Annotated in this window: 19 protein-coding genes; 10 read left to right on the top strand and 9 right to left on the bottom strand. The window is 56.6% G+C overall.

The annotated features are described in order from the left end of the window. Positions 1-97 precede the first annotated feature (97 nt). Together ACMWLG_RS15145 and ACMWLG_RS15150 are read left to right on the top strand one after the other, a co-directional pair. Entirely contained in the window at positions 98-271 is a 174-nt protein-coding gene (locus ACMWLG_RS15145; protein ID WP_013096478.1) for a GhoT/OrtT family toxin, read from the top strand. An 86-nt stretch (positions 272-357) separates the two neighbouring features. Continuing rightward, positions 358-1,113: an alpha/beta fold hydrolase gene (locus ACMWLG_RS15150; RefSeq protein WP_045400060.1), complete on the top strand. Its 756-nt coding sequence runs from the start codon at positions 358-360 to the stop codon at positions 1,111-1,113. Positions 1,114-1,143: 30 nt separating this feature from the next. Here the strand turns inward: ACMWLG_RS15150 and ACMWLG_RS15155 are convergent, their stop codons facing one another. The 3 genes from ACMWLG_RS15155 to ACMWLG_RS15165 are packed head-to-tail and all read right to left on the bottom strand — an operon-like array spanning position 1,144 to position 7,653. After that, on the bottom strand, positions 1,144-3,321 hold the full coding sequence (locus ACMWLG_RS15155; protein ID WP_045400057.1) for a virulence factor SrfC family protein: 2,178 nt from the start codon (positions 3,319-3,321) through the stop codon (positions 1,144-1,146). Next, the gene (locus ACMWLG_RS15160; protein ID WP_045400054.1) at positions 3,318-6,299 is read right to left on the bottom strand and encodes a virulence factor SrfB; all 2,982 of its coding nucleotides are present in this window, start codon (positions 6,297-6,299) and stop codon (positions 3,318-3,320) included. Before ACMWLG_RS15160 ends, ACMWLG_RS15155 begins: the two co-directional genes overlap by 4 nt. Positions 6,300-6,303: 4 nt before the next feature. After that, positions 6,304-7,653, bottom strand: coding sequence for an SrfA family protein (locus tag ACMWLG_RS15165; protein ID WP_045400052.1), 1,350 nt, complete (start codon positions 7,651-7,653; stop codon positions 6,304-6,306). Between the two features lie 283 nt (positions 7,654-7,936). Between ACMWLG_RS15165 and ACMWLG_RS15170 the strand changes: the two genes are divergently transcribed. Together ACMWLG_RS15170 and ACMWLG_RS15175 are read left to right on the top strand one after the other, a co-directional pair. Further along, positions 7,937-9,535 carry an ABC transporter substrate-binding protein gene (locus ACMWLG_RS15170; protein ID WP_045400048.1) on the top strand — a complete coding sequence of 533 codons (1,599 nt, stop codon included), beginning with the start codon at positions 7,937-7,939 and terminating at the stop codon, positions 9,533-9,535. A 101-nt stretch (positions 9,536-9,636) separates the two neighbouring features. Continuing rightward, positions 9,637-9,870: a YdcY family protein gene (locus ACMWLG_RS15175; protein WP_045400045.1), complete on the top strand. Its 234-nt coding sequence runs from the start codon at positions 9,637-9,639 to the stop codon at positions 9,868-9,870. A gap of 3 nt (positions 9,871-9,873) precedes the next feature. On the opposite strand, the gene ACMWLG_RS15180 is transcribed toward ACMWLG_RS15175, so the two are convergent. Together ACMWLG_RS15180 and ACMWLG_RS15185 are read right to left on the bottom strand one after the other, a co-directional pair. Beyond that, complete coding sequence (locus ACMWLG_RS15180; protein ID WP_045400041.1) at positions 9,874-10,323, bottom strand: DMT family transporter; 450 nt, start codon at positions 10,321-10,323, stop codon at positions 9,874-9,876. Then, positions 10,320-10,838 (bottom strand): GNAT family N-acetyltransferase, encoded by a 519-nt coding sequence (locus ACMWLG_RS15185; RefSeq protein ID WP_045400039.1) that lies wholly within the window; start codon positions 10,836-10,838, stop codon positions 10,320-10,322. Before ACMWLG_RS15185 ends, ACMWLG_RS15180 begins: the two co-directional genes overlap by 4 nt. Positions 10,839-10,986: 148 nt before the next feature. On the opposite strand from ACMWLG_RS15185, the gene ACMWLG_RS15190 reads away from it, so the two are divergent. The 3 genes from ACMWLG_RS15190 to ACMWLG_RS15200 all read left to right on the top strand — a co-directional run bounded on the left by ACMWLG_RS15190 (position 10,987) and on the right by ACMWLG_RS15200 (position 13,592). Further along, a complete protein-coding gene (locus tag ACMWLG_RS15190) occupies positions 10,987-11,562 on the top strand; it encodes a helix-turn-helix domain-containing protein (RefSeq protein WP_414762999.1) in 576 nt (191 codons plus the stop codon). A gap of 65 nt (positions 11,563-11,627) precedes the next feature. After that, entirely contained in the window at positions 11,628-12,668 is a 1,041-nt protein-coding gene (locus tag ACMWLG_RS15195; RefSeq protein ID WP_045400037.1) for an NADP-dependent oxidoreductase, read from the top strand. A gap of 255 nt (positions 12,669-12,923) precedes the next feature. After that, positions 12,924-13,592, top strand: coding sequence for a GntR family transcriptional regulator (locus ACMWLG_RS15200; RefSeq protein WP_045400033.1), 669 nt, complete (start codon positions 12,924-12,926; stop codon positions 13,590-13,592). Positions 13,593-13,711: 119 nt separating this feature from the next. Here ACMWLG_RS15200 and pqqU read toward each other — a convergent pair whose 3' ends face one another. Then, entirely contained in the window at positions 13,712-15,826 is a 2,115-nt protein-coding gene (pqqU, locus tag ACMWLG_RS15205; RefSeq protein ID WP_045400031.1) for a TonB-dependent receptor PqqU, read from the bottom strand. Between the two features lie 242 nt (positions 15,827-16,068). Here pqqU and ACMWLG_RS15210 point away from each other — a divergent pair, with 242 nt between their 5' ends. Continuing rightward, complete coding sequence (locus ACMWLG_RS15210) at positions 16,069-17,130, top strand: YncE family protein (RefSeq protein WP_045620472.1); 1,062 nt, start codon at positions 16,069-16,071, stop codon at positions 17,128-17,130. Between the two features lie 51 nt (positions 17,131-17,181). On the opposite strand, the gene ansP is transcribed toward ACMWLG_RS15210, so the two are convergent. Both ansP and ACMWLG_RS15220 read right to left on the bottom strand, forming a co-directional pair. Next, complete coding sequence (ansP, locus tag ACMWLG_RS15215) at positions 17,182-18,678, bottom strand: L-asparagine permease (RefSeq protein ID WP_023311978.1); 1,497 nt, start codon at positions 18,676-18,678, stop codon at positions 17,182-17,184. A 304-nt stretch (positions 18,679-18,982) separates the two neighbouring features. Beyond that, the gene (locus ACMWLG_RS15220) at positions 18,983-19,897 is read right to left on the bottom strand and encodes a LysR family transcriptional regulator (protein ID WP_045400026.1); all 915 of its coding nucleotides are present in this window, start codon (positions 19,895-19,897) and stop codon (positions 18,983-18,985) included. A 112-nt stretch (positions 19,898-20,009) separates the two neighbouring features. Between ACMWLG_RS15220 and ACMWLG_RS15225 the strand changes: the two genes are divergently transcribed. Beyond that, on the top strand, positions 20,010-20,408 hold the full coding sequence (locus ACMWLG_RS15225; protein ID WP_023311976.1) for a cupin domain-containing protein: 399 nt from the start codon (positions 20,010-20,012) through the stop codon (positions 20,406-20,408). Here ACMWLG_RS15225 and ACMWLG_RS15230 read toward each other — a convergent pair. Next, the gene (locus ACMWLG_RS15230) at positions 20,405-21,940 is read right to left on the bottom strand and encodes a methyl-accepting chemotaxis protein (protein ID WP_045400023.1); all 1,536 of its coding nucleotides are present in this window, start codon (positions 21,938-21,940) and stop codon (positions 20,405-20,407) included. The genes ACMWLG_RS15225 and ACMWLG_RS15230 overlap by 4 nt on opposite strands. A gap of 345 nt (positions 21,941-22,285) precedes the next feature. Between ACMWLG_RS15230 and ACMWLG_RS15235 the strand changes: the two genes are divergently transcribed. Further along, complete coding sequence (locus ACMWLG_RS15235) at positions 22,286-22,825, top strand: AAA family ATPase (protein ID WP_045400195.1); 540 nt, start codon at positions 22,286-22,288, stop codon at positions 22,823-22,825. Positions 22,826-22,858: the final 33 nt, after the last annotated feature.

Consider the following 22,858-nt stretch of genomic DNA (forward strand, 5'->3'; position numbering starts at 1 on the left):
TAATCTTTAAGTGGTTATTCTGTAACGAAAAAACTTGATCTGTATCAACATATGACGCATATTGCGTGCGGTTATTTTTTCGGCTCTGGTATACAGAATGACGTTGTATCAAAAGATGTTGGTTTTTTACGCAATCATGGCTTCCATCTGCGCATTAATTACCTGGTTCCTTTCTAAAGACCGCAAACGTATCCGCCTGCTCAGCGCTTTTCTGGTGGGGTCAACCTGGCCAATGAGCTTTCCCGTTGCGCTGCTGGTCTCGCTTTTCTGAAGCACGCTTCCATTTTTAAAAGATGAATATGGCATTCCAGATACGGCAACTGTATAAATACACAGTGCATCGTAAAAGGAGTGCTTATGAACAGTTTTTACTCGCAGCAGGCCGGTTGTACCGTGCGCTGGCATGACCTGCCCGGCACCGGCGATCCCGTGGTGTTCATTCACGGGCTGGGCTGCGCCTCTTCCTATGAATATCCCCGTGTCGTTCATGACCCGCTGTTTGGCGCGCGTAGAGCGATTCTCATCGATTTGCCCGGCAGCGGCTACAGCGACAAGCCTGAGCACTACAGCTATAAAACCACCGACCAGGCGCACGTTGTGGCGGAACTGATTGACCATCTAGAGCTGGAGTCCTTTTGGTTATACGGCCACAGCATGGGCGGCAGCATTGCTATCGAAACGGCGGGGCTGCTGGCGTCGCGCGTGAAGGGCCTGATGGTGTCAGAGCCTAATTTTCACGCGGGCGGGGGCATGTTCAGCCGGTCTATTGCGGCGCAAACCGAGCAGCAGTTTCTGACGCAGGGCTATGACGCCATGCTCAGCGCGGAAAAAACGGCGTGGGCCGGGTGCCTGCAGAGCAATGCGCCATATGCCGTCTGGCGGGGCGCATCGAGCCTGGTGGCGGGCGTAGAGCCCGAATGGGAAGCGCAGTTCCTGTCACTTCCTTGCCCGGTAACGTTGATTTTCGGCGAACTGTCTCTGCCGGATGACGATGTGGAAAGTCTGAAGCAAAAGGGCGTCGAGGTGAAAATCATTCCTGCGGCAGGGCATTCAATGTCGTGGGAAAACCCTTCTGCGCTGGCGGAGACGATCGTTGGCTGTATGGCGCGGTGAAAATGGCCCGCATGGCTGCGGGCCGACATCTCAGCGCAATAACGCCTGTAAAGCCCGGCGAGCACCGGGCTGAACATCATGCGGATGCTGGTAATCAATGTTCTCTATCGCGCGGCTATAGAGTGCGACCAGCCAGTCGTATACGTACGCGGTGGCCGCATGCACAGGCTGTTCTCCCAGTCGCGTCAAGCGAGGCTCGGCGCTGCTGACCACTGGCGTAACGAAGATTGCCTGCCCCTTGCGGATGCGGCTTGCCGGACGTGTTGCCACAGGCGTCTGGTCGTAACCCAGCCAGCCAATGAAATTGCCCATCACTGCATGCAGCTGTGCCGCGCTGCTTTTATCCGCTTCGACGATACGCTGAAGCTGTTGAGGCAGATCAAGCCGGTAGCTGGTGACCACCAGCACATCCGCGATTTGCTGTAATACCGAAGGCTCCAGCCCAAGGCGCGCGGCCGTGGCCTCATTGCGGCTCCACTGACGCAGATGATTTATCCAGACTCTGTGCGCCAGACGCGCTTTGTCTTTTGTCTGGAACAGGCCGCTGCTTTCCTGGGTATTCTCGGCAAACAGGTCAATAGTGTCCGTAAACAGCCCGTTCACCTGCTCCTCGCGCGGCTGCTGAACGGCGAGCAGCGTTTCAAAGGCTTTCAGCGGCGGCAGCAGGCCTTCAAGCAGTTCGCCGTGGCGGGCGGCGCTGCTTTGCAGCGTGCGCACCATGTTTTCGGCCTGAGCGCGTCTTGTCCCCGGCTCTTCAACCAGCGGTGCCAGATAGCTCTGCATCAGCGATGAGAGCTCCTGTCGCAGCAAGCCTTTCAGCGTGCCGAGACGCTTCTGTCGCTGCGCGGGCAGCGTGGCCTGAGACAGCCACTCAATGACGCGCTGCATGCTGTGGCTGTCCAGCGCCTGCAGCGTGCCCCAGCGTAAACCCGGCTTTCCGAGCAGATGCTGTACGGCTTCATCGAGATTTTGGCGGGTGGTAAAGCGGGCGTCGTGAGGGGTAATCGCCCATACCAGCCCCGGCAGGGCCGATTCTTCAGCAGGCTGCGTCTCCTTGACCCAGTTCATCAACACTTTTGCTTTTTTTGCCGTGTGTTCGTGCTGCGCCGTCGCGTTGCAAATCACCAGCACATCCGGCTGAAGCTGTTGACGGTAATGCTCGAGCAGCCACTGGGACTTCGCCTGGCGTAGCGGGTCGGCACGGTTATCTTCAAAAACCGGAATATCAATAATATCGACGTTATCCAGCGCGCCGTTCTCAACCGGCAGCACCAGCTCGCGGGTCAGGAAGGCCAGCACGTCGACGGGGATGCTGATGGCGTTTAGCATTATACCGCTATTCAGCGGATGAAGCAGCGTCTCCTGCGCGTCCTGAAGATCTAACGTGCCGTCGTGCGTCAGGAACCCTTCACCCGGCAGGCCAAAGCTGTCCACCAGCAGGCTAAGCGGGGCAGCAAGCTCGCCGGCATGGCTGGTCTGGTGCAGCACATGGGCCAGTTTTAACCACTGCTGGGTCAACTCCTGCTGCTCGCCCCACAGCAGCGACCAGACGCTGGCCCGCGTGCTGAGATCGAGAGAAGGCACCAGCCTGGCGAACTCATGCCACAGGGCATCATCAATTTGCTGCTTAGCGGCGGGTACGGTGCTTTGCCAGAAGCGGGCTATCGCACCCACTTCCTGAGCCGTGATACCGGGCACGCCCTGCGGCTGGCGCAGCCCGCGCCATTTCTCCAGACGTGTCTCAATGACCGCCTTATCTACCGCGCGCATCTGCGGATGCAGCGTCGAGCGGGCAATAAACAGCTGTACCAGCTCGGCCTCGGTGACCAGGCTTAGACGCAGCGGGAACGCCTCATCCGCCACCTCCGGGCTTTCCCGGGTGAAGCGGACGGCCATATTGGTCAGGGCATGTCCCGGATTGATATGCGAAAAATAGTCAAAGGTGCGCTGGCCCGGCGTCACGTTCAGGCGTCCATTACCGCTGCCGCACAGGGATAACAGCAGATGGGCTTTCGCGCTCTGCGAATGACCGTAAAGCCCAATGCTGCTCTGGCGCGTCATGGCGCGTTCAATGGCCTGCTCCCGCGCCTGCGCCGCGTTGATGCGAGCAAGCAGGGCGTCAGCATCGTTATCCAGCACAGGGGCGTTCAGGCGCGTCTCATTAATCCACCCGATTAAGGCCTGAGTGGTGGTCGTCGTCGCTGTCATTTCAGGTATACGCTCCCGCTGTCGATCCAGTAGTGGCTACCGCTGTGTCGGCGATCGGCCAGGGTATTCAGTTTGAAGGTTAATGCGTCAGGGGCAACCGGCGTGCCGTCCTGCAGCCAGGCATCGCTCAGCTCGAAGGCCTCAGGACCTTCCTGCTTGCTGCCGCCGCAGAGCTTCAGCCGCACGTTCAGCACGCCGTCACCGGCAATGGCTTTCGCCAGTTCAGCCGAGTTGATGCTGAGCGTGTAGAGCGGCGTGGCGGGCCAGCGCGCGTTCGCCAGCTGGCGGAAGCCGAGGGTAACGTTACCGCGCAGCGGGAAGTGCAGACGCGCGTCGAGCTTCGCGCCCGGCTTATCGAGGTCGATATCCTGATACCAGACGTTTTCCTCGCGCAGGGTATTAACGGTGTTATCCAGCACGCCGAGATACCGCACGGTTGAATACGCGCCAATGTCCGCGGCTTTAAAGTTGAAGCGCGGCAGACGCAGGTCCAGCGCCAGGCTGCAGAGCATGGCCCCCACGGCGGCCGTCGATTTCGGGTTGCCAATGCGCCCCTGCTGGCTGAACGGATACCACTCGTGCACCTGGTATTTATCCAGCCAGACGATACGGTTTACAGGCACCGGCTGCAGATGACGAATCAGCGCCTGAACGCCAGGCAGGCAGCCGGGGCGTCCGGTGATCAGCAGAATATCGCAGCTGTAATGGGATATCGCCTCGCACACCGCGTGAAGCGGCGAGGCCAGCGTAAACTGCCCGGCCAGCATTGCATCCTGCATTTCGCGGAAGTTCACATGCAGCGGCACAGCGAACAGGTCAAACGCGTCTGAACCCGCAGGCAGGGCATGGTCGATCGCCTGCTGCAGATAATTCATTACGTTGCGGGTCGGTTTCTGCGGCAGGAGATCGCCAAAGGTGGCATGCAGACCGGCCAGCGGATCGTCAACGTCGCTCGATTCCCACGCGGCAAGAATAGCGTGGCCAATCGGCATAAAGAGCTGAAGCGCCGTTTGCTGACGGAGTACCGCCTGGGTATCGATGCGCCCGGAGTCGCCAAACAGCGACGCCATCAGCAGCGAAGCGTCCGCGATACCGGATTTCTGCAGCTGCGTTTGCAGCGCGGGCAACACGTAGCGCTGAATCACGTCCAGAAGCGTGTCGTCGCCCGCGACTTTAAAGCCTTCACGGAACAGCAGCTGCGGGGTGATTTTGACGTTATTGCCGGAGCCGTCATCCAGCTGATAATGGGTGATCGCCATATCCGTTGTGCCGCCGCCGATGTCGATGGACGCGACGCGCAGCGCGCGGCCCGGCTGGCTACCCGGCTCAGGCTCACGGTCCGGGCGGGCCAGGGAGGCGAAGAAGGCTTCCGTCTGACCGCCAAAGCGGGAGATTGCTTCGTTATACAGCCAGACCAGCTGACCGCAGCTGGCTTCATCCCACTCCATCTGGATTTCAGGAACCGGCACCACGCTTTTATCCTGCTGTTTGCGGGTGACGAAATCCTCATCCTGCGGGTGCCAGCCCATCGCTTTCCAGACGATGGCGATGGCTTCAAACATGCGGCGACGGAAAATTTCGCGCTCCTGCTTGGGCATGGCCGAGGGCAGGGTCAGGATCAGGGTGCGCAGCTGGCGCGGCGACGCCGGGAAGCCCAGACGCAGGCGCGTGGCGACGCTGTTGATCTGCCCCAGCGCCTGCGCCAGCAGCTCGCACAGCATGTGCGTCATCAGCGTACTGCGGCTGTACTGCGGCGAGAAGACCGGCAGCCGCTCGTCCTGCGGAAGCGTGAAGAGCGGTTCGCCGTCATCGTTCATCAGGTTCATCAGCGGAAACGCGGTGGCAAGCGGCTCACGCTGGGTTTTGCTGTTCATCTGGCTAAAGCGCCAGTCCTGCACGACCGGCGTTTCATCCCACAGGTAGCGACGCGGGCTGGAGATGCCGCTGTTGCCTTCGGTCCCCAGACGCTGCATCGCCAGCTTGCGGGCTTCATCGCCCACGCGAACAATTGACGGCCAGACAAAGGCATCTTCGCGACCGCTTTCAACCGAGAAGTGCTGCTTGCCAAAGCGCGCTTCCGAAAACTCAAGACGGCTGGTGAACAGGGGCGCATTCAGGAACTGCGGCTCGCTTAGCGAGCGGACCTGCAGCTCGGCGGTCTGGCGCAGGCCATCGTTGGCGTCGCCGTGGTCTTCAATAATGACGCCGCAGGTGTGGGTATTGCCCACGTCGAGGATCAGGTCGACCGGAATGGCTGGCGTGCTGAGCGTATGGGTGACAAATTTCACTTCCGGTACGGTGAGCTGTTCACCGAGCATGGTCAGCAGGTTAAGCCAGTGGGCCTGATATTCAAAACTGCGCATCGCCTGCTGCAGGTCGCGTTCAGAGCGGTTCTCAACGCCGTCGGCATACTGGGTAAACGCCTCGCGCAGCCAGCCGTCAATCCAGGTCTGGTCGAGGAAACTTTCAACTTCGTTGTCTCGCCAGGCCAGCGCGAATCGGGTCCCGTTGAGAATATCGTTTTCAACCGGGGACAGGGCGGACGTGGCGTGTTCTGCAATCTGGCTGTCAAGGGCGAGCGTGACGCGGTGCGTATTGCCTGCCGTATCGGGTGTATCCAGCCTGCGCACCTGAACGCGGGCCCAGTTATCAGGCCCCTCAACGAAGGTTCGCGGCGGGTTGAAGCGCAGGAACGGAACCGGAAGCCAGACGCCGTCCAGCACCGCCAGGGACTGATGCAGCGGGAGGGTGGTTTCCGGTTTGACCACTTCAGGCTGCCCACCGTTCGTGCCCGGGAGGGTATAGCGCCCGTTGACCAGGTCGAAATCGAGGCGCAAAAGCGGACCGTTCGCGGTTTTACGTACGAAGCGCCCGTTGCTGGCGGTGTCCTGCGGCGTCAGACCGAAATCAAGGAACTGCACGCCGCTGTTGGCAATAAGCGTGACGCTTTGTTTATAGTCGCAAAGATTTACCAGCATAGGATCAGGCACCTGCTTTCTTGAACGTCAGGGGAACGACGGTATTGGCATCATAACGGGCGCGACATTCTGCGATATCGCTGGCGCCTGCTTTACAGGCAACCTCCGGCATCGGGTAGCGGGAGCCGTCGGTGCAGCGGGCAGTACCGCGACTTTTAATCATCAGCTCGCCGTTGCTGTGCAGGCCGGAGAAGACCTCCGCACGGCAGACAACGTTGTCGCCATGGACAACCCGGGCGAAGCCTTTATTGTTCTGGATCTGATAGCGCATTGACGGTGGCTTGCCGGTGACCGGATCTTTCACGTCCAGAACCGCACGCCAGGTACCGTTCAGGAAACGCGTCGATCCCGCTTTCACCTGATTCGCTTCCATCACCATGGCGTCTTTCGGGATGGCGACAATCACCACCGGAGCGGGCTGTGGCGCAGGAGCGGCCGGAGCTGCTTCTTTTTCTTTGCTGGCCACGACCTCTGCCTGATGCAGCGGTAATTTCATGGCCAGCGGCTCAACCGTTTTGATCGGCTTTGGCGCAATCTCTACTGGCTCAGGTGTCGGTGTCGGCACGGGCTCAGCGGAAGGGGACTGTTTTGGCCACAGCAGCGGTGCGGCAATGGCGGCAACGATCGCGACGGCAACCGGCAGCGTCCACAGGGGAATGCGACGTTTTTTCACGACGTTCGCCGGAACAGGTTCCTGGACTGGTTGCGCAACGGCCTGTGCCGGCTCAGGCTCATACAGATCTTCCGGCGTGATACGCACCACCGTGGAAGGGGCGATCAGCGGCTCGTCGGCGTGTTCGAAGGCCACAACCGGTTCTGGCTCAGGCTCGGGTTCAGGATCTTCAATCACAACGGGGGCAGGCTCAGGGACCAGCGATTCACGCAGGCAGTCGAGGACATCGTCGCGCGCATTTTCGTTCAGGTTTACAAACCCCCAGAAGCTGATGACCGGCTTTCCGTCCACCAGGAAGAGGAAGTTTTCACCCGGGAACTGAAACGCCTTTGACAGCAGAGAACCAAAAAGCTGCTGCGCAGTTTTGGGCGACTGGAGGCATTTCTTGCTTAACGACTCAACGCTGGCTAGCGTGTTTTCCAGATAGCGCAGGGCGCGATAACGGTCATCTTCATCGGCCGCTTTCCAGCTGGTTACGCTCCCTTCAACGGGGGAATACCAGTCCACGCGGTCACCGCTGTCGTTGACCTGAGGAATAGCCAGACAGTCGACGATGGCCTGTTGTTTGCGCAACCGGAGCGCTTCCCGGATTTGTAACGCTGATTCAAAAACGGCTTGTCCGCCGCCGCCAACGGCCTGAAAGTCATCCAGGTTACCGCTGCGTAAAAGAGTTTTTGCCACGATTTGATCCCATATACTTCTTCACACCGTTACTTTAACGAAACGAGGAAGCAACCAAACGGGGGAAGAGACGCTAAAAGGACCGATTTCTTGCGGCATAGAAAGTGACGGTTGTGCTTGACGAATAATGGCCCTTAAGGCAAATCACCTTTTTGGGCGCTGGCTGTTAAAACAGCAATAAACGCGGCTTTAGAATAACCTGATAGTGTTTCGTTATTTGCCAGGTCATATCGCCTGTGCTGTTATTACTGTCTTATATAATAAAACTGTCAGGGTTATAACCATGTCTACAGGGAAAACACTGCTCGCCCTTGCGCTGAGCGCGCTGTTACCAGCCGGTGCCGCATGGGCGGCAAACAACGACACCCTTATTTACTGTTCTGAAGCGTCTCCCGAGTCCTTCAACCCGCAAATCGCCAGCTCTGGCCCGTCTTTTGTGGCCAGCTCTCAGGTACTGTACAACCGCCTGATCAATTTCGACCCGGTGAAAAACACACCGGTTCCGTCGCTGGCGGAGTCCTGGACGATTTCGCCGGACGGTAAGACGTATACCTTTGCCCTGCGCAAAGGGGTGAAGTTCAACAGCAATAAATACTTCAAACCGACGCGCGACTTTAACGCCGATGACGTTATTTTCTCGGTTCTGCGTCAGAAAGACCCTAAACACCCGTATCACAACGTGTCGCAGGGCAACTACGAATACTTTAACGATGTCGGTCTCGATAAGCTGATCCAGGACGTTAAAAAGGTCGACGATTATCACGTCCAGTTCACCCTCAGCGAACCCAACTCCGCGTTTCTGGCCGACTGGGGGATGGATTTCGCCTCGATTCTTTCCGCCGAATACGCCGACGCGATGCTGAAAAAAGGCACGCCTGAAAATGTAGACACCTGGCCGATTGGCACCGGGCCTTATGTGCTGCAGCAGTACAAGGTGGATTCGCTGATCCGCTACGTCGCGAACCCGAACTACTGGGAAGGCGAAGTGCCGACGAAGCATCTCATCTTCTCCATCACGCCGAATGTGGAAACCCGTCTGGCGAAGCTACAGACCAACGAGTGCCAGATCATTCCTGCACCGTCCCCGGTTCAGTTTGACGTCATCAAGAATAACAAAGACCTGACGCTGCACTCGGTCGATGCGTTGAACGTCGGCTATCTGGCGTTCAACACCGAGAAAAAACCGTTTGATAACGTGCTGGTGCGCCAGGCGCTTAACTACGCGACCGACAAGAAGGCGATCGTCAATGCGGTCTTTATGGGGTCTGGTACGGTGGCAAAATCGCCGATCCCGCCAAATATGCTGGGCTTTAATAAAGACCTGAAGGACTACAGCTACGATCCTGAAAAAGCGAAAGCACTGATGAAGCAGGCGGGGCTGGAGAAGGGGGCGGAAGTCACGCTGTGGTCAATGCCGGTTCAGCGTCCTTATAACCCGAACTCGCGCCGTATCGCAGAGATGATCCAGAGCGACTGGGCGAAAGTCGGCGTGAAGGCCAAAATTGTTTCTTACGAGTGGGGTGAATATCTCTCCGGAATGCGTAAAGGCGAACATGACTCCGCGCTGTTTGGCTGGATGTCCGATAACGGTGACCCTGATAACTTTGCCGACGTGCTTCTGGGCTGCAACAGCATTAAAACCGGATCAAACGCCGCGCGCTGGTGCGATAAGGGTTATGATGCACTGGTGCAAAAAGCGAAGCTGACCAGCAGCCCGGCCGAGCGTGCGAAACTCTACGGCCAGGCGCAAGAGATTTTCTACCAGCAGGCGCCTTGGATCGCACTGGCAAACGGGAAAACGTTCTATGCGACCCGCAGCAACGTGACGGGATACAGCGTGAGCCTGATGGGCAGCGATTTCTCCAAAGCGAAGCTGAACTAAGCGTTTTATCGCCGGGTGGCGGCTACACCTTACCCGGCCTACATTTGGCACCCGTAGGCCCGGCAAGCGTAGCGCCACCGGGCACATGACAAGGAGTGACAATGTCACATTTAAGCGAAGTTACCGCCTGTGTCGATGCCGCCATCGAAGAGAGCGTGATTACCCATATGAATGAACTGCTGATCGAATTAAGCGATGACGCTGAGCTCAGCCGTGAAGATCGCTACACCCAGCAGCAGCGTCTGCGTACCGCGATTTCGCACCATGGTAAGCAGCATAAAGAGGAGTTGGACGCGCGTGAGGAACAGCTGACCAAAGGCGGCACCATACTGTAACGATCAAAACTGGCGTCGCGCCACCAGCCAGGCCCCGATGACCAGCATCACCGCGCCGCACGCCGGGCCAATGAGGGCGCGCAGCGGAATGCCGTTGCTTCTCAGCACGTCCATCACCAGCCCGCCAATCAGCTGGCTTGCTACCAGCACGGCGATAGTCGTCGCCGCGCCAACGTTCTGATACCCGCTGATGCTGGCAAACACGAAAAACGACCCCAGCAGCCCCGGAATAAGCGTCCACCAGCGTACCGTTGCGGCCAGCTCGCTGAATCCGGCGACGCCCTGTTTCAGCAGCAGAATGCTGACAAACAGTACAATGCCGACCAGAGAGTTCAGCAGCATCGCGATAAGAATGGTGGAGGAGGACTGGGTGATACGCACCATTAAGGTATTTTGCAATACCAGTCCAATTCCCGCCGCCACCAGAAACGCCAGCGTCAGTGACTGATTCATGGGATAGCGTCCGGATCGCTGCGCCCGTCCAGCTGCAGCTGCAAAAAGGTCAAGTCCAGCCAGCGGCCAAACTTGGTTCCCACCTGCGGCATCTGCCCCGTGGTGACAAAACCAAGCGTTTCATGGAGATGAATCGAGGCATGGTTTTGCGCTTCAATACCGGCCACCATTACGTGTTTACCGATGGCGCGGGCCTCGTTAATCAGCGCGACCATCAGCGTGCGGCCAATGCCTTGTCCCTGATGATCCGGGTGGACGTAGACCGAATGCTCAACCGTATGACGGAAACCGTCGAAGGCGCGCCAGTCGCCGAAAGAGGCGTAACCGGTGATAACGCCGTTTTCCTCGCTCACCAGAACCGGGTAACCCGCGAGCGTGCGCGCCTCAAACCAGGCGATTCGGTTATCGGTATCGACGGTTTTATCGTTCCAGATCGCGGCAGTATGCAGCACCGCGTGGTTGTAGATTTCGCCTATCGCAGCGCAGTCTTCCTTGCAGGCATGACGAACGATCATGATTAACCCTCTGTGTGTTGTTCACTATAGTATTACGCATTAGTTACGATATTACACAAGTGTATTGTTCGATCGCTACGGCATAAGCCATATTTTTTTGTTATCAAAAGCCCATTGAAATTCCTTTCATACACTATAGTATGACGTCATGAACACCATAACAGACACGATGAATCAACGGATTAGCGCAAGAATTCGCCTTGAACGCGAGTCTCGCGGATGGTCCCTGAGCGAGCTTGCTGACCGGGCAGGGGTCTCGCGCGCGATGATCCACAAGATTGAACGCGGAGACAGCAGCCCGACAGCCACCTTGCTTGCTCGCCTGTCCGGCGCGTTTGGCATCAGCATGTCAACGCTTATTGCCCGGGCCGAAATGCAGGAGGGCAAGCTGCTGCGCCTTGCAAACCAGCCCGTCTGGCGAGATCCGCAGACGCACTATCTCCGCCGCCATGTTTCTCCCCGCACCGATCTGCCCATCGACCTTGTTCAGGTTGAACTGCCCGCGGGCAGCGATGTTCCGATGCCTGCATCTTCTTACGCGCTGGCACGTCAGCTTATCTGGCTCCAGTCCGGCGAACTGGTGTTTCAGGAGGGCGATACGCGCCACGAAATGCACGCCGGAGACTGTCTCGAGCTGGGGCCGCCAAATGACTGCCGGTTCATCAACGTAACGAATGAAACCTGCATCTATCTGGTTGTACGGCTTAACCAGTCTGCCTCGTAATGCTAATGCGATAACGCCGATCGTGAGCCAGGCTGTAATGACATTTGTACCAGAAGGAGATCCCGATGAATCAACCTGTTTCGCAAAATCGCCGCTGGGTGCTGGCCTCTCGTCCGCAGGGTGCGCCGGTCGCGGATAATTTTCGTCTCGAAACGCAGCCTGTTCCCGCCCCGGCTGAGGGACAGCTTTTGCTGCGCACCGTCTGGCTGTCGCTGGACCCTTACATGCGGGGGCGCATGAGCGATGCGCCATCCTATTCACCACCGGTTGAGCTGGGCGCGGTGATGGTGGGGGGAACGGTTAGCCGCGTTGAGCAGTCAAATCATCCCGACTTCAAAGCCGGGGAGTGGGTGCTGGGCTACAGCGGCTGGCAGGAGTATGAACTCTCGGACGGAAGCGGCCTGGTGAAGCTGGGCGAAAATCCATCGCATCCTTCCTGGGCGCTGGGTATTCTGGGCATGCCGGGCTTTACCGCCTATATGGGATTGCTGGATATCGGGCAGCCAAAAGCGGGCGAAACGCTGGTGGTCGCCGCGGCGACAGGCCCGGTTGGCGCGACCGTCGGGCAGATCGGCAAAATCAAGGGTTGTCGGGTGGTTGGTGTGGCCGGTGGCGCAGAGAAATGCCGCCATGCCGTTGAGGTTCTTGGGTTTGACCTGTGTCTGGATCATCACGCGGCCGATTTTGCCGACCAGCTGAAGCACGCCTGCCCGAAAGGAATTGATGTCTATTATGAAAACGTTGGCGGAAAAGTATTTGACGCCGTGCTGCCGTTACTGAATACCTCCGCGCGCGTGCCGGTATGCGGTCTGGTAAGCGGCTACAATGCGACGGGCTTGCCCGAGGGGCCGGATCGCCTGCCGCTCCTGATGGCGACCATCCTGAAGAAACGCATTCGTATGCAGGGCTTTATCATCGGACAGGATTACGGGCACCGCATTAAGGAGTTCCAGGAAGAGATGGGGCGCTGGGTGCAGGAGGGGAGAATCCACTATCGCGAACAGGTAACGGACGGGCTGGAAAACGCCCCCGAGGCGCTGATTGGCCTGCTGGAAGGACGAAACTTCGGCAAAGTCGTGATTCGCGTCGCGAGTGACAATAAATAAACAGCAATATGGCGGGGTTTCCCGCCATATTTATTTGTGAAGATACGATATATTGTCTTTAATTACTGGACATAGCTTTTCGCGCCATCATCCCGGATGAGCCCGAAAACGATAAAAAAACAAAATTTGCTTTTTTTGCTGTTTTTACATACTTCCCACCACCAGGCATGACGATACAGGATATATCGGACCAGCGCCGTTTTATTAAAACTGGCGTTTAAAAATAGCATTAAGTTTTAGCTACAGGAATTCCACATGCTTGATTTGGATCACTTAGAAAAAGCCCAAAGGGTCAGTCTTACTATGCAAGTTGAACTCAGTTTGAAAGGAGCGTTAATTACAGGCTCACTCAAACCTGGGGCACGACTGATTACGAAAGAGATCGCCGATAAATTAGGAACCAGTATTACCCCTGTTCGCGAGGCGCTGTTGCGCCTGGTGTCATCAGGGGCGTTACACGCCACGCCGGCGCAGGCATTTCTGGTTCCGGAGGTCACGCTGGAGCGCTATAACGAGATTAACGCCATCCGCAAGCAGCTTGAGCCGATGGCGGTCGCCGCGGCCTGTCAGAATATGTCTGATAGCAAACTGGAGGCGTTGCGCAAATTGTCGGATGCCTTTCATGAGGCCATGCGCAACGGGAACGTCCAGCAGGCATTGCATGCGAATCGCGTCTTCCGGTTTACGCTTTATCAGTATGCAGAAATGCCAACGCTTAATGCCTTAATTGAGCAGCTCTGGGTGCGCATCGGGCCCTGTATGAACTATCTGCATCAGGAGCTTAACGACATCAAAGCCTCGACATATCACTATGACGAACTGCTTTCCGCCCTTGAGCGAAGAGATGTTGTTGCCTGCCAGAAGGCGATTGATAAGGTGATTGATGAAGCGAATTTGCTTTTACAGCGACAATATTTTAACTAAGAGATTATTTAGCAGAGCGACTATATTCCGCCTCTAATTATTTATCTGGTGAATAACTCCTGATGGTTTATTGCCATCAGGAGCGTTATTTCATTAATAAGATAAACTTTTCTTTTCGCTTACTCGAAGCGATAAGAGACCGACAGCCCGACCCCGTAGTTACGGCCTGGCGCAGGCTCGTAATAACGACCGTTAGACTCGTTGACAATAACCGAGCCCGCGTACTCTTTATCGAACAGGTTATCGACGCGGCCAAAGACATCCATGCCCCAGCTGCCGTAGTTGAATTTGTACCCGGTGTTCAGCCCGACCACAGTATACGACGGCGCTTTCGCCGTATTCTCGTCGTCGGCCATGATATCGCTCATGTAGCGCACGTCAGAGCCCGCGTACCAGCCTTCCTCCGGCTGCCAGCCAAACGAGGCGTAACCCATGTTGCGGGCAATGCCCGGCATCCGGTTACCGTTACAGTCTGCGTCGCTGCAGACGTTAGTCCGGTAGGTGGCATCCAGATACGTCCATGCCATCTTCAGCTTCCAGTTCTCAGCAAACTGCTGGTCGAGGGAGACTTCCACCCCCTGACGACGGGTTTTACCGGCATTTTTATAGCTGGTACGCCCGCCAGAGCTTGCATCCACCACGATCTCATCATCCGTATCGGTGCGGAACAGCGCCGCGGTCAGCAGGCCATTGCCGATGCGGGTTTTGCTGCCCACTTCATACGTGTTGTTGGTGGACGGCTGCAGGCCGATGTTCAGGCCGCCCTGGTTATCGGCGCGATAGGAAAGCTCGTTGATGGTTGGCGTTTCGAATCCACGCCCTGCGGCAGCGTAGAGGTTCCATGCGTCCGTCACCGCATACTTCACGGAACCGGCCGGGAGCCACTTATGATAGCTCGCGTCACCGCTGTCATCGCCGTTGCCCGGCGTAACGTAATGGTCGTTGGAATCAAACCAGACCGAGCTGTAGCGCACCCCCGCATCCATAGACAGCTTCTGCGTCAGCTGCCAGCTGGTTTGCAGGTAAGGATCGACGTTCCACATCAGGTTACGTTCGTTTCGACGCTTGTCACCCTTCACGCCGTAATCCGGCACGCCGTTGTTCATCACGAAGTTCTCGTATCCGCGACGATCTTCGCTCAGGTTTTCGTAGTTCAGGCCGGTAGTAAAGGTCACCGGCACCAGCAGCTCGCCGCGGTGCGTCCAGCGGGTATCGATACCCTGATAATGACGCTGCATATCAATCACGCCGCCGGAGTGGGAGGGTTTTAGCTGCGGCTGATACGGAATCGACTGGTACTGCGTCATTTCACGCTCGCCGGCGTACATCATTACGCTGAGATCGTCCTGAGCGCTGAGCTGGCGGTCGTAGCGCAGGCCGGCCTGGGTCTGCTTGATGGTCTTGCGGGTATTGTACTGATCGCCGCGTGGAGACTGACGCGGATTGTTCTGCCATTCCTGATAGCTCAGCCCGCCCGGATCGTTGGCCTTCATGTCCACGCTGTTGAAGATCAGCGTCAGCTTGCTCGCGTCGTCAATGCGCACGCCCAGCTTGGCATTGGCCAGATTCTTGCGCGCGCCGCTGTGGTCGCGGTAGCCTTTGGTGGTGAAACGGGTGGTGGAAACGGTGTAATCCACGTCCCCGGCGTGGGTGCCGTCACCCATCGCGCCGGTGGCTTTCATGCCGTAGCGCCAGGTCCCGTAGCTGCCGTAATAGCTGCTGGCTTCAATGGTTGGCGGCTGCTGCCCGGTCTGGGTGTTGATGTTAATCACGCCTCCGGAGGCGTTGCCGTACAGGGCCGAGAAGGGGCCGCGCAGCACTTCAACGCTCTCCACGCTGGAGAGATCGATGTTGGAGGTCTGGCCCTGTCCGTCCGGCATGGTGGCAGGGATACCGTCGACGTACATACGGATACCGCGCACGCCAAACGTTGAGCGGGCACCAAACCCACGTATTGAAAGCTGGAGATCCTGGGCATAGTTCTGGCGGTTCTGAATTTGCAGTCCCGGGACGCTGCCAAGAGATTCAGACAGGTTGATGCGCGGCGCGGCCTGGCGCATATCATCGCCGTTAACAACGCTGACAGCGGCCGGGGTATCGAGCTCCGATACGGTTTGCGGCGTGGCGCTGACGATCATGGTTTGTTCTTCCGCGCTCATTGCGCTAAGCGGCGCCAAAATAACGGGAACCAGCAGCAGCGGGAGAGAGGCCTTACGGGCAGAAATGATTTTCATGAATAAAACCGGTTGTGGTGTATAAACGAACCAAATGGAACATGTCCATACATGTTAAAGGTTTTGTAAATGTTTTGAAAACTATAACCGCACATTGCGTTAATGAAAGGCGAAGCGCGAAAGAAAAACTCCACATTCAGTCCATTAATGATTACTATTCTCATTATCAAAAGACAATGCCATGACGTTGTCTGCCGGAAGTGATGTCAGCCCAAACCCCTCTTTTCAGAAAAGGAATTGTTATGTCTTTACGTCATCTGTGCTCGCCGCGTCTGAGCCTGTCACTGCTGTCTGCCACTTTACTGCTTGCCGGGACGTTCCAGGTGCATGCCGCCGAAGAGGTGCTGCGTAAAGCGGTGGGCAAAGGGGCGTATGAAATGGCGGTCAGCCAGCAGGAGAATGCGCTGTGGGTGGCGACCTCGCAAAGCCGCAAAACCGATAAGGGCGGAGTTATCTATCGCCTTGATCCGGTTACGCTGGACGTGACGCAGGCGATTCACAGCGATCTCAAACCCTTTGGCGCCACGCTCGACGGCGCGACGCAAACCCTGTGGTTTGGCAACACCCTCAACGGCGCGGTGACGGCCATCGATGCGAAAACGGGCGACGTGAAAGGGCGACTGGTGCTCGATAATCGCCAGCGCAGTGAAACCGTCAAACCGCTGCAGCCGCGCCAGCTGGTGGCGGATGACGCGAGCAACACGATTTACATCACCGGTGTCGGCAAAGAGAGCGTGATTTGGGTGGTGGATGGCGCAACGCTGAAGCTGAAAGAGACTATTGCCAATACCGGTACGTACAGCACCGGCCTGGCGCTGGATGCGCAGGCAAAACGTCTGTACACCACGAATGCGGACGGCGAGCTGGTAACCATTGATACGGCGACCAATAAAATCCTGAGCCGCAAAAAAGTGCAGGATGACGGCAAAGAGCACTTCTACCTGAACATCAGCCTCGATACCGCCGGCCAGCGCGCGTTCCTGACCGATTCAAAACAGCCGGAAGTGCTGGTGGTGAGCCTGAAAGACGGCAGCGTGATGGAGAAGCTCGCCGCGCCTGAATCACTTGCCGTCCTGTTTAACCCAACGCGCAATGAGGTTTACGTGACGCACCGTGAAGCCGGTAAGGTGAGCGTGATTAACGCGAAATCTTATAAAGTCACCAAAACCTTCGACACGCCGGTCTACCCGAACAGCCTGGCGCTCTCTGCGGATGGCAAAACCCTGTACGTGACGGTGAAACAAAAATCCACTCGCCAGCAGGAAGCCACCCAGCCTGACGACGTAATTCGTATCGCGCTGTAAGATAAAAAAAGGGAAGGCATTTGCCTTCCCTTTTTAATGCTTACCGGATGCTTAACGCGAGGTTTCTTCTACCAGCGGTGCGTCGTGTTTTTCATCGTCGTGATGAACCGGCGCGGTGCTGTGGATCTCGTGAACGCGCTTACGCACGCCGAACCAGCCGGCAATCAGCAGTACCGCCAGCAGCGGAATGGTCGCGATGGTGTAGGTACCGTTCGGGTAGTCGAACGCCATCAGCACCAGCACGCTGAACAGGAACAGCAGGGTGAGCCAGGAGGTCACAGGTGCGCCCGGCATCTTGAAGCTCACATCAGCCGCTTTGCCTTCTTTGATCGCTTTGCGCAGACGCATCTGGCAGACCACAATGAAAGCCCAGGAGGCGATAATCCCCAGTGCAGCCACGTTCAGAACGATCTCAAATACGCGGGACGGCACCAGATAGTTCAGGAACACGCCAAAGACGTAAACCACCAGCGTTGCCAGAATCCCCGCATAGGGAACCTGCTGCTTGCTCATTTTCGACATGAACTTCGGCGCAGAACCGCCCATCGACATGGATCGCAGGATACGGCCGGTAGAGTAAAGGCCTGAGTTCAGGCTGGAGAGCGCTGCCGTCAGAACCACGATGTTCATGATGCTGCCAACGTAAGGCACGCCCAGCTTAGAGAAGAAGGTCACAAACGGACTCTGACCGGCCTGATAGGCAGTCCACGGGAGCAGCAGAACCAGCAGCACCACGGAACCGACGTAGAACAGACCGATACGCCAGATCACGCTGTTAATGGCTTTTGGCACCATGGTCTGCGGATCTTTACATTCACCTGCTGCGGTACCCACCAGTTCGATGGAGGCGAAGGCGAACACCACGCCCTGAACCAGGACCAGCGCAGGCAGCAGACCGTGCGGGAAGAATCCGCCGTTATCGGTTATCAGGTGGAAGCCGGTGGCATTGCCGTCCAGCGGCTTGCCGCTGCCGAGGAAGACGGTACCCACGACCAGGAACACCACGATGGCCAGCACTTTAACCAGCGCAAACCAGAACTCCATCTCCGCGAACCACTTCACGCCGATCATGTTCATGGTGCCGACAATCGCCAGCGCGCCAAGCGCAAAGACCCACTGCGGCACATCGCCAAACGCGCCCCAGTAGTGCATATACAGCGCAACGGCGGTGATATCGACAATACCGGTCATCGCCCAGTTGACGAAGTACATCCAGCCCGCAACGTAGGCCGCTTTTTCACCGAGGAATTCACGGGCGTAAGAGACGAAGCTTCCGCTGGAAGGGCGATGCAGTACCAGTTCGCCCAGCGCACGAAGAATAAAGAAAGAGAAGATCCCGCACACCAGATAGACCAGGGCGAGAGCAGGGCCAGCCATCTGCAGACGCGCACCCGCACCTAAAAACAGACCCGTTCCGATAGCGCCGCCGATGGCGATCATTTGAACCTGACGGTTGCCCATCGCTTTGTGGTAGCCCTCTTCGTGGGAGTTCAACCAGCGACGTTTAGCAGCATGATGATCGGCTGCGCTTTTATTGCTTGTTTTCATTGAGTTACCTGTTTGCCTGTCTGAACCATTATCGTGATAGTCCTGCCTGGCAGAGCGCAATACAAACGATTGCTTCTGCGCAAACACATGTCGCCTTCCCAGTCATTCTGCGTATGGATAAGGCGAAACATGGCGAGGCATCCTACCTGCAATTCATAAGCGACGCAAAATATAACCGTGCCGAAAGTGATGCACGTCGAAGGAAATCGTGTGGTCAGAGCAGACGGCGATCACAACACGCTGAATCGTGGTGAGTTTTTAGACAAAACATGCGGCGGGTTGATTATTTAATCATCAGAATCTCTTAATTATTACCAGGTGGTAAAGATTTTGACTGCTGCAGAGCATCTAACAGTAACCTGAAAGCGGTAGTGTGCTGGCGACGGCTCGGATAATAAAGGTGATATCCCTCGAAGGTAGGGCACCACGATTCAAGGACCCTGACCAGCCGTCCGTGATTAAGCGCCTCCAGAACCGACGCCTCCGGCACGTAGGCTAATCCGAGTCCATTCTCAGCGGCGTCGATGCGCTGCGACAGGCTGCTCAGCGTAAGCTGCCCCTCAACCCGCACGCGAAGCTCGCGCCCGTCGCGTTCAAATTCCCAGTGATACAGTCCGCCGCGCGTGGGCAGGCGCATGTTGATGCAGCGGTGGTCAGCGAGCTGCTCCGGCGTCTGCGGCACGCCAAAGCGAGCCAGATAATCCCTGGAACCGACCACGGCCATGCGCATATCCGGCGCTATCCGTACCGCAATCATATCTTTTGCCACCTGTTCACCCAGGCGTACTCCCGCGTCGAAACGGCCATCCACGATATCCGTCAGGCCGTTATCTACCGTCACTTCGACGTTAATCTCAGGATACTGCACCATAAAAGCCTTCAGGACCGGCCAGAGCACGGCGTCCATCGCGTGTTCGCCGGCGACGATGCGGATAGCGCCTGCGGGTTTGTCGCGTGCGCTGCGAAGCGCCGTGAGTTCCTGTTCGATCTCCAGCAGATGCGGGCTTAAGCGCGTAAAAAGCTGCTCACCCGCGAGTGTCGGAACCACGCTGCGGGTTGTGCGGGTTAACAGGCGAACGTCGAGCCGCGCTTCAAGCTTGCGCATGGCATGACTCAGCGCCGATTGCGAGACGCCCAGCTGCGCCGCCGCGCGCGTAAAGCTGCGCTCGCGGGCGACTACCATAAAAGAGAGGAGGTCGTTGAAATTATCTTTTAGCATCGCGATTGCCTCTATTTATGAATTTCAATCATATTTCCTATCTGATTATGCACGCTAATGCTCCGGATTGCTTTGCGCTACTGTTAACCCAACAGTAAACGAGGAGCATAAGATGAAAATTATTCGCAGCGGATCATTACCTTCAGCAAAAGGGCCGGAAGCCTGGTTCACCGGCACCGTCCGCATTGACGCGCCATTTCAGGCGAGCGAACCTGCCAGCGTCGGCGGGGCAACCGTGACCTTTGAGCCGGGCGCGCGCACCGCGTGGCATACGCATCCCCTTGGGCAAACGCTGATTGTGACGCAGGGTCGCGGCTGGTTACAGGAGTGGGGCAAAGCGGCGGAAATATTGAATCAGGGCGATATCGCCTGGATCCCACCCGGCGTAAAGCACTGGCACGGCGCAAGCGCGCAAACGGCGATGACGCATATTGCCATCGCCGAATCCGTTAACGGCAGCCCGGTTGCATGGCTGGAAAAAGTCACCGACGAGCAGTATCCGAACGGCTAACCGCCAAAAACGGCAATCGCCTGCTGCAGGCGCGTGGTGCGCTGCGTCAGGTGATTCGCGGCGTGAGTGACGTTATCCACCATCCCCGTATTGTTGTGGGTCATTGCGCCGATACGGGAGATGGATGCGTTGATGAGCGTCAGCGCCTGGGTTTGCTCCTGCGTGGCATGGCCTATCTCCTTAATCAGGGAGGAGACCCGCAGCACGTTGTCGATCATGACCGTCAGCTGCGTTTCGGTTTGTTCTACCTTCTCTACGCCTGCGTTGACGCTGGCGACGTTTTTCTCAATCAGCGCTTTGATCTCTTTCGCCGCCGTCGCGGAGTGCTGCGCAAGATTGCGCACCTCAGCCGCCACCACGGCAAAACCGCGCCCGGCTTCACCCGCACGCGCCGCTTCCACGGCCGCATTCAGCGCAAGAATGTTGGTCTGGAAGGCGATACGATCGATAACGCTGATAATATCGACGATCTGGCTGTTATCCTGCGACACGGATTGCATCATACCGATGGTCTCTTTCATCATCGCTTCACCGCGGTGGGCGCTGTCGCGGGTGCGATCCGCCATCTCCGTGGCTTCTTTAGCCGTTTCTGCCGTCTGCTCCACCGCGCTGGCGATCTCTTCCACTGCTGACGCGGTTTGCTGCAGAAAGTCTGCGGTCTCTTCTGAACGCGTTTGCAGCGCCGCACCTTCTTTCGCGACCTGCTGGCTGATGGTGCCAATCCCGCTGATTTGCGCCCCGACATCGTCAACCAGCGAATTCAGGTTCAAGCCTGATTGATTCACCAGGCGCATCATCAGCCCGATGTCGTCGATCCTGTCAAAATGGTAATAGTCCGTTTTACGTCCTGAAACCACGCGCTGCATCTGTTGCACAATAGATTTTACCGGACGGGCGATCTGCGCATGAAGATAATAGGTCAGGGCAATAAACAGAAGCGCCAGACTTCCCGACTGCATAAGTTTATCAGGGAATAAATACACCGCCAGGCAGGAGAGTAACGCCGTCGTCGCAATACCTAGGTGGATGCGTTTACTGGTGCTGAGACATTTAAAGAGCGACATAAACGAAAATAAACCGCGCCGAACCAGTAACCCTTTATAAAAGCGGTAATGTTTTAATTCGTTATTACGCACTTTTGCATACAGTTTTTCACTGGCCGCAATCTCTTCCCGTGCGGGTATATTTCGCACGGAAATATAGCCCGTCAGGGATCCACCCTGCCAGACCGGCGTCACGTTGGCCCGCACCCAGTAGTGGTCGCCATTATGACGACGGTTCTTCACTAGCCCCGTCCAGGTCTCACCCTGCTGCAGGGTATACCACATGTCGCCAAACGCTTCGGCAGGCATGTCGGGATGGCGGATGAGGTTATGCGGCTCACCCAGAAGGTGTTCTTCTTTATATCCGCTGGCTTCAATAAAAGCGGAATTAGCATAGGTAATATGACTTTTGGTATCGGTGGTCGACATTAACGTCGAACCATCGTTAAGTAAATACTCGTTTTGTGTAACGGGACTGTTACGCCTCATGAGTAACTCCATGATGATGTGCAAGAATAAAAAATGCCCGGAAAATGCTCCGGCATGATAAATGTGATTATTTTTATATAACGCTCTGCTGCATATTCTGTCTGAAATTATGACTGCCTGAAATACGCGTTGTTCATTATTTTTAATCTGTTAATGCTGGCGAATGTAATAAAAATGAAAATATTTTCAGGAGCGTATTCTGGAGTCGCAGCAAATAAACGACATAACCCAAACTGAAAGAGGGAGATCGTCTCTCAGGATAAATTGCCATGCTGAAATAGCGTTTCGTTAACAGGATGAAAACGCTATGATTTGGTCAGTTTTCGTTATTACAGTGAGGCTGAGGTGAAAATTAACGTCATCGGAACCAGCGGGAGCGGAAAAAGCACTCTGGCGAAGCAGATTGCGACCGAACTGGCTATTCCCTATATCGAGATGGACAGACTCTACTGGCGGCCTGACTGGCAGGGAACGCCGGACGATGTGTTTCAGGAAAAGCTGGAGCAGGCGCTACAGGCTTCGCCAGACTGGGTGCTTGACGGCAACTATAACCGCACGCGCCCGGTGAAATGGCGTGACGTCGACGTTGTGGTATGGGTCGATTATGGCTTTGCACGCACCCTCTGGCAGGCCGTCAACAGGGCAGTCAAACGCGCCTGGCATAAACAAGAGCTCTGGCCCGGAACCGGGAACAAAGAGAGTTTCCGGCGCGCGTTCTTCAGCAGAGAGTCCATTCTCATCTGGACGATGAAAACCTGGCGTAACAACCGCACGCGCTATGAAGCCGATCTGCAAAACCCGCAGTATGGGCATATTCGCTTCGTCCGCATTACCCGGCGCGAGCAGGGGAAAACGCTGATTGCCGACTTAAAGTCTTATTCTTAGCATGGTTTTATATATCTGATTTCCGGCAAACTA

Origin of the sequence: Enterobacter sp. 01-M-02-SI-ECC (assembly GCF_047530595.1) — a bacterium.
Lineage (GTDB): Bacteria > Pseudomonadota > Gammaproteobacteria > Enterobacterales > Enterobacteriaceae > Enterobacter > Enterobacter cloacae_M.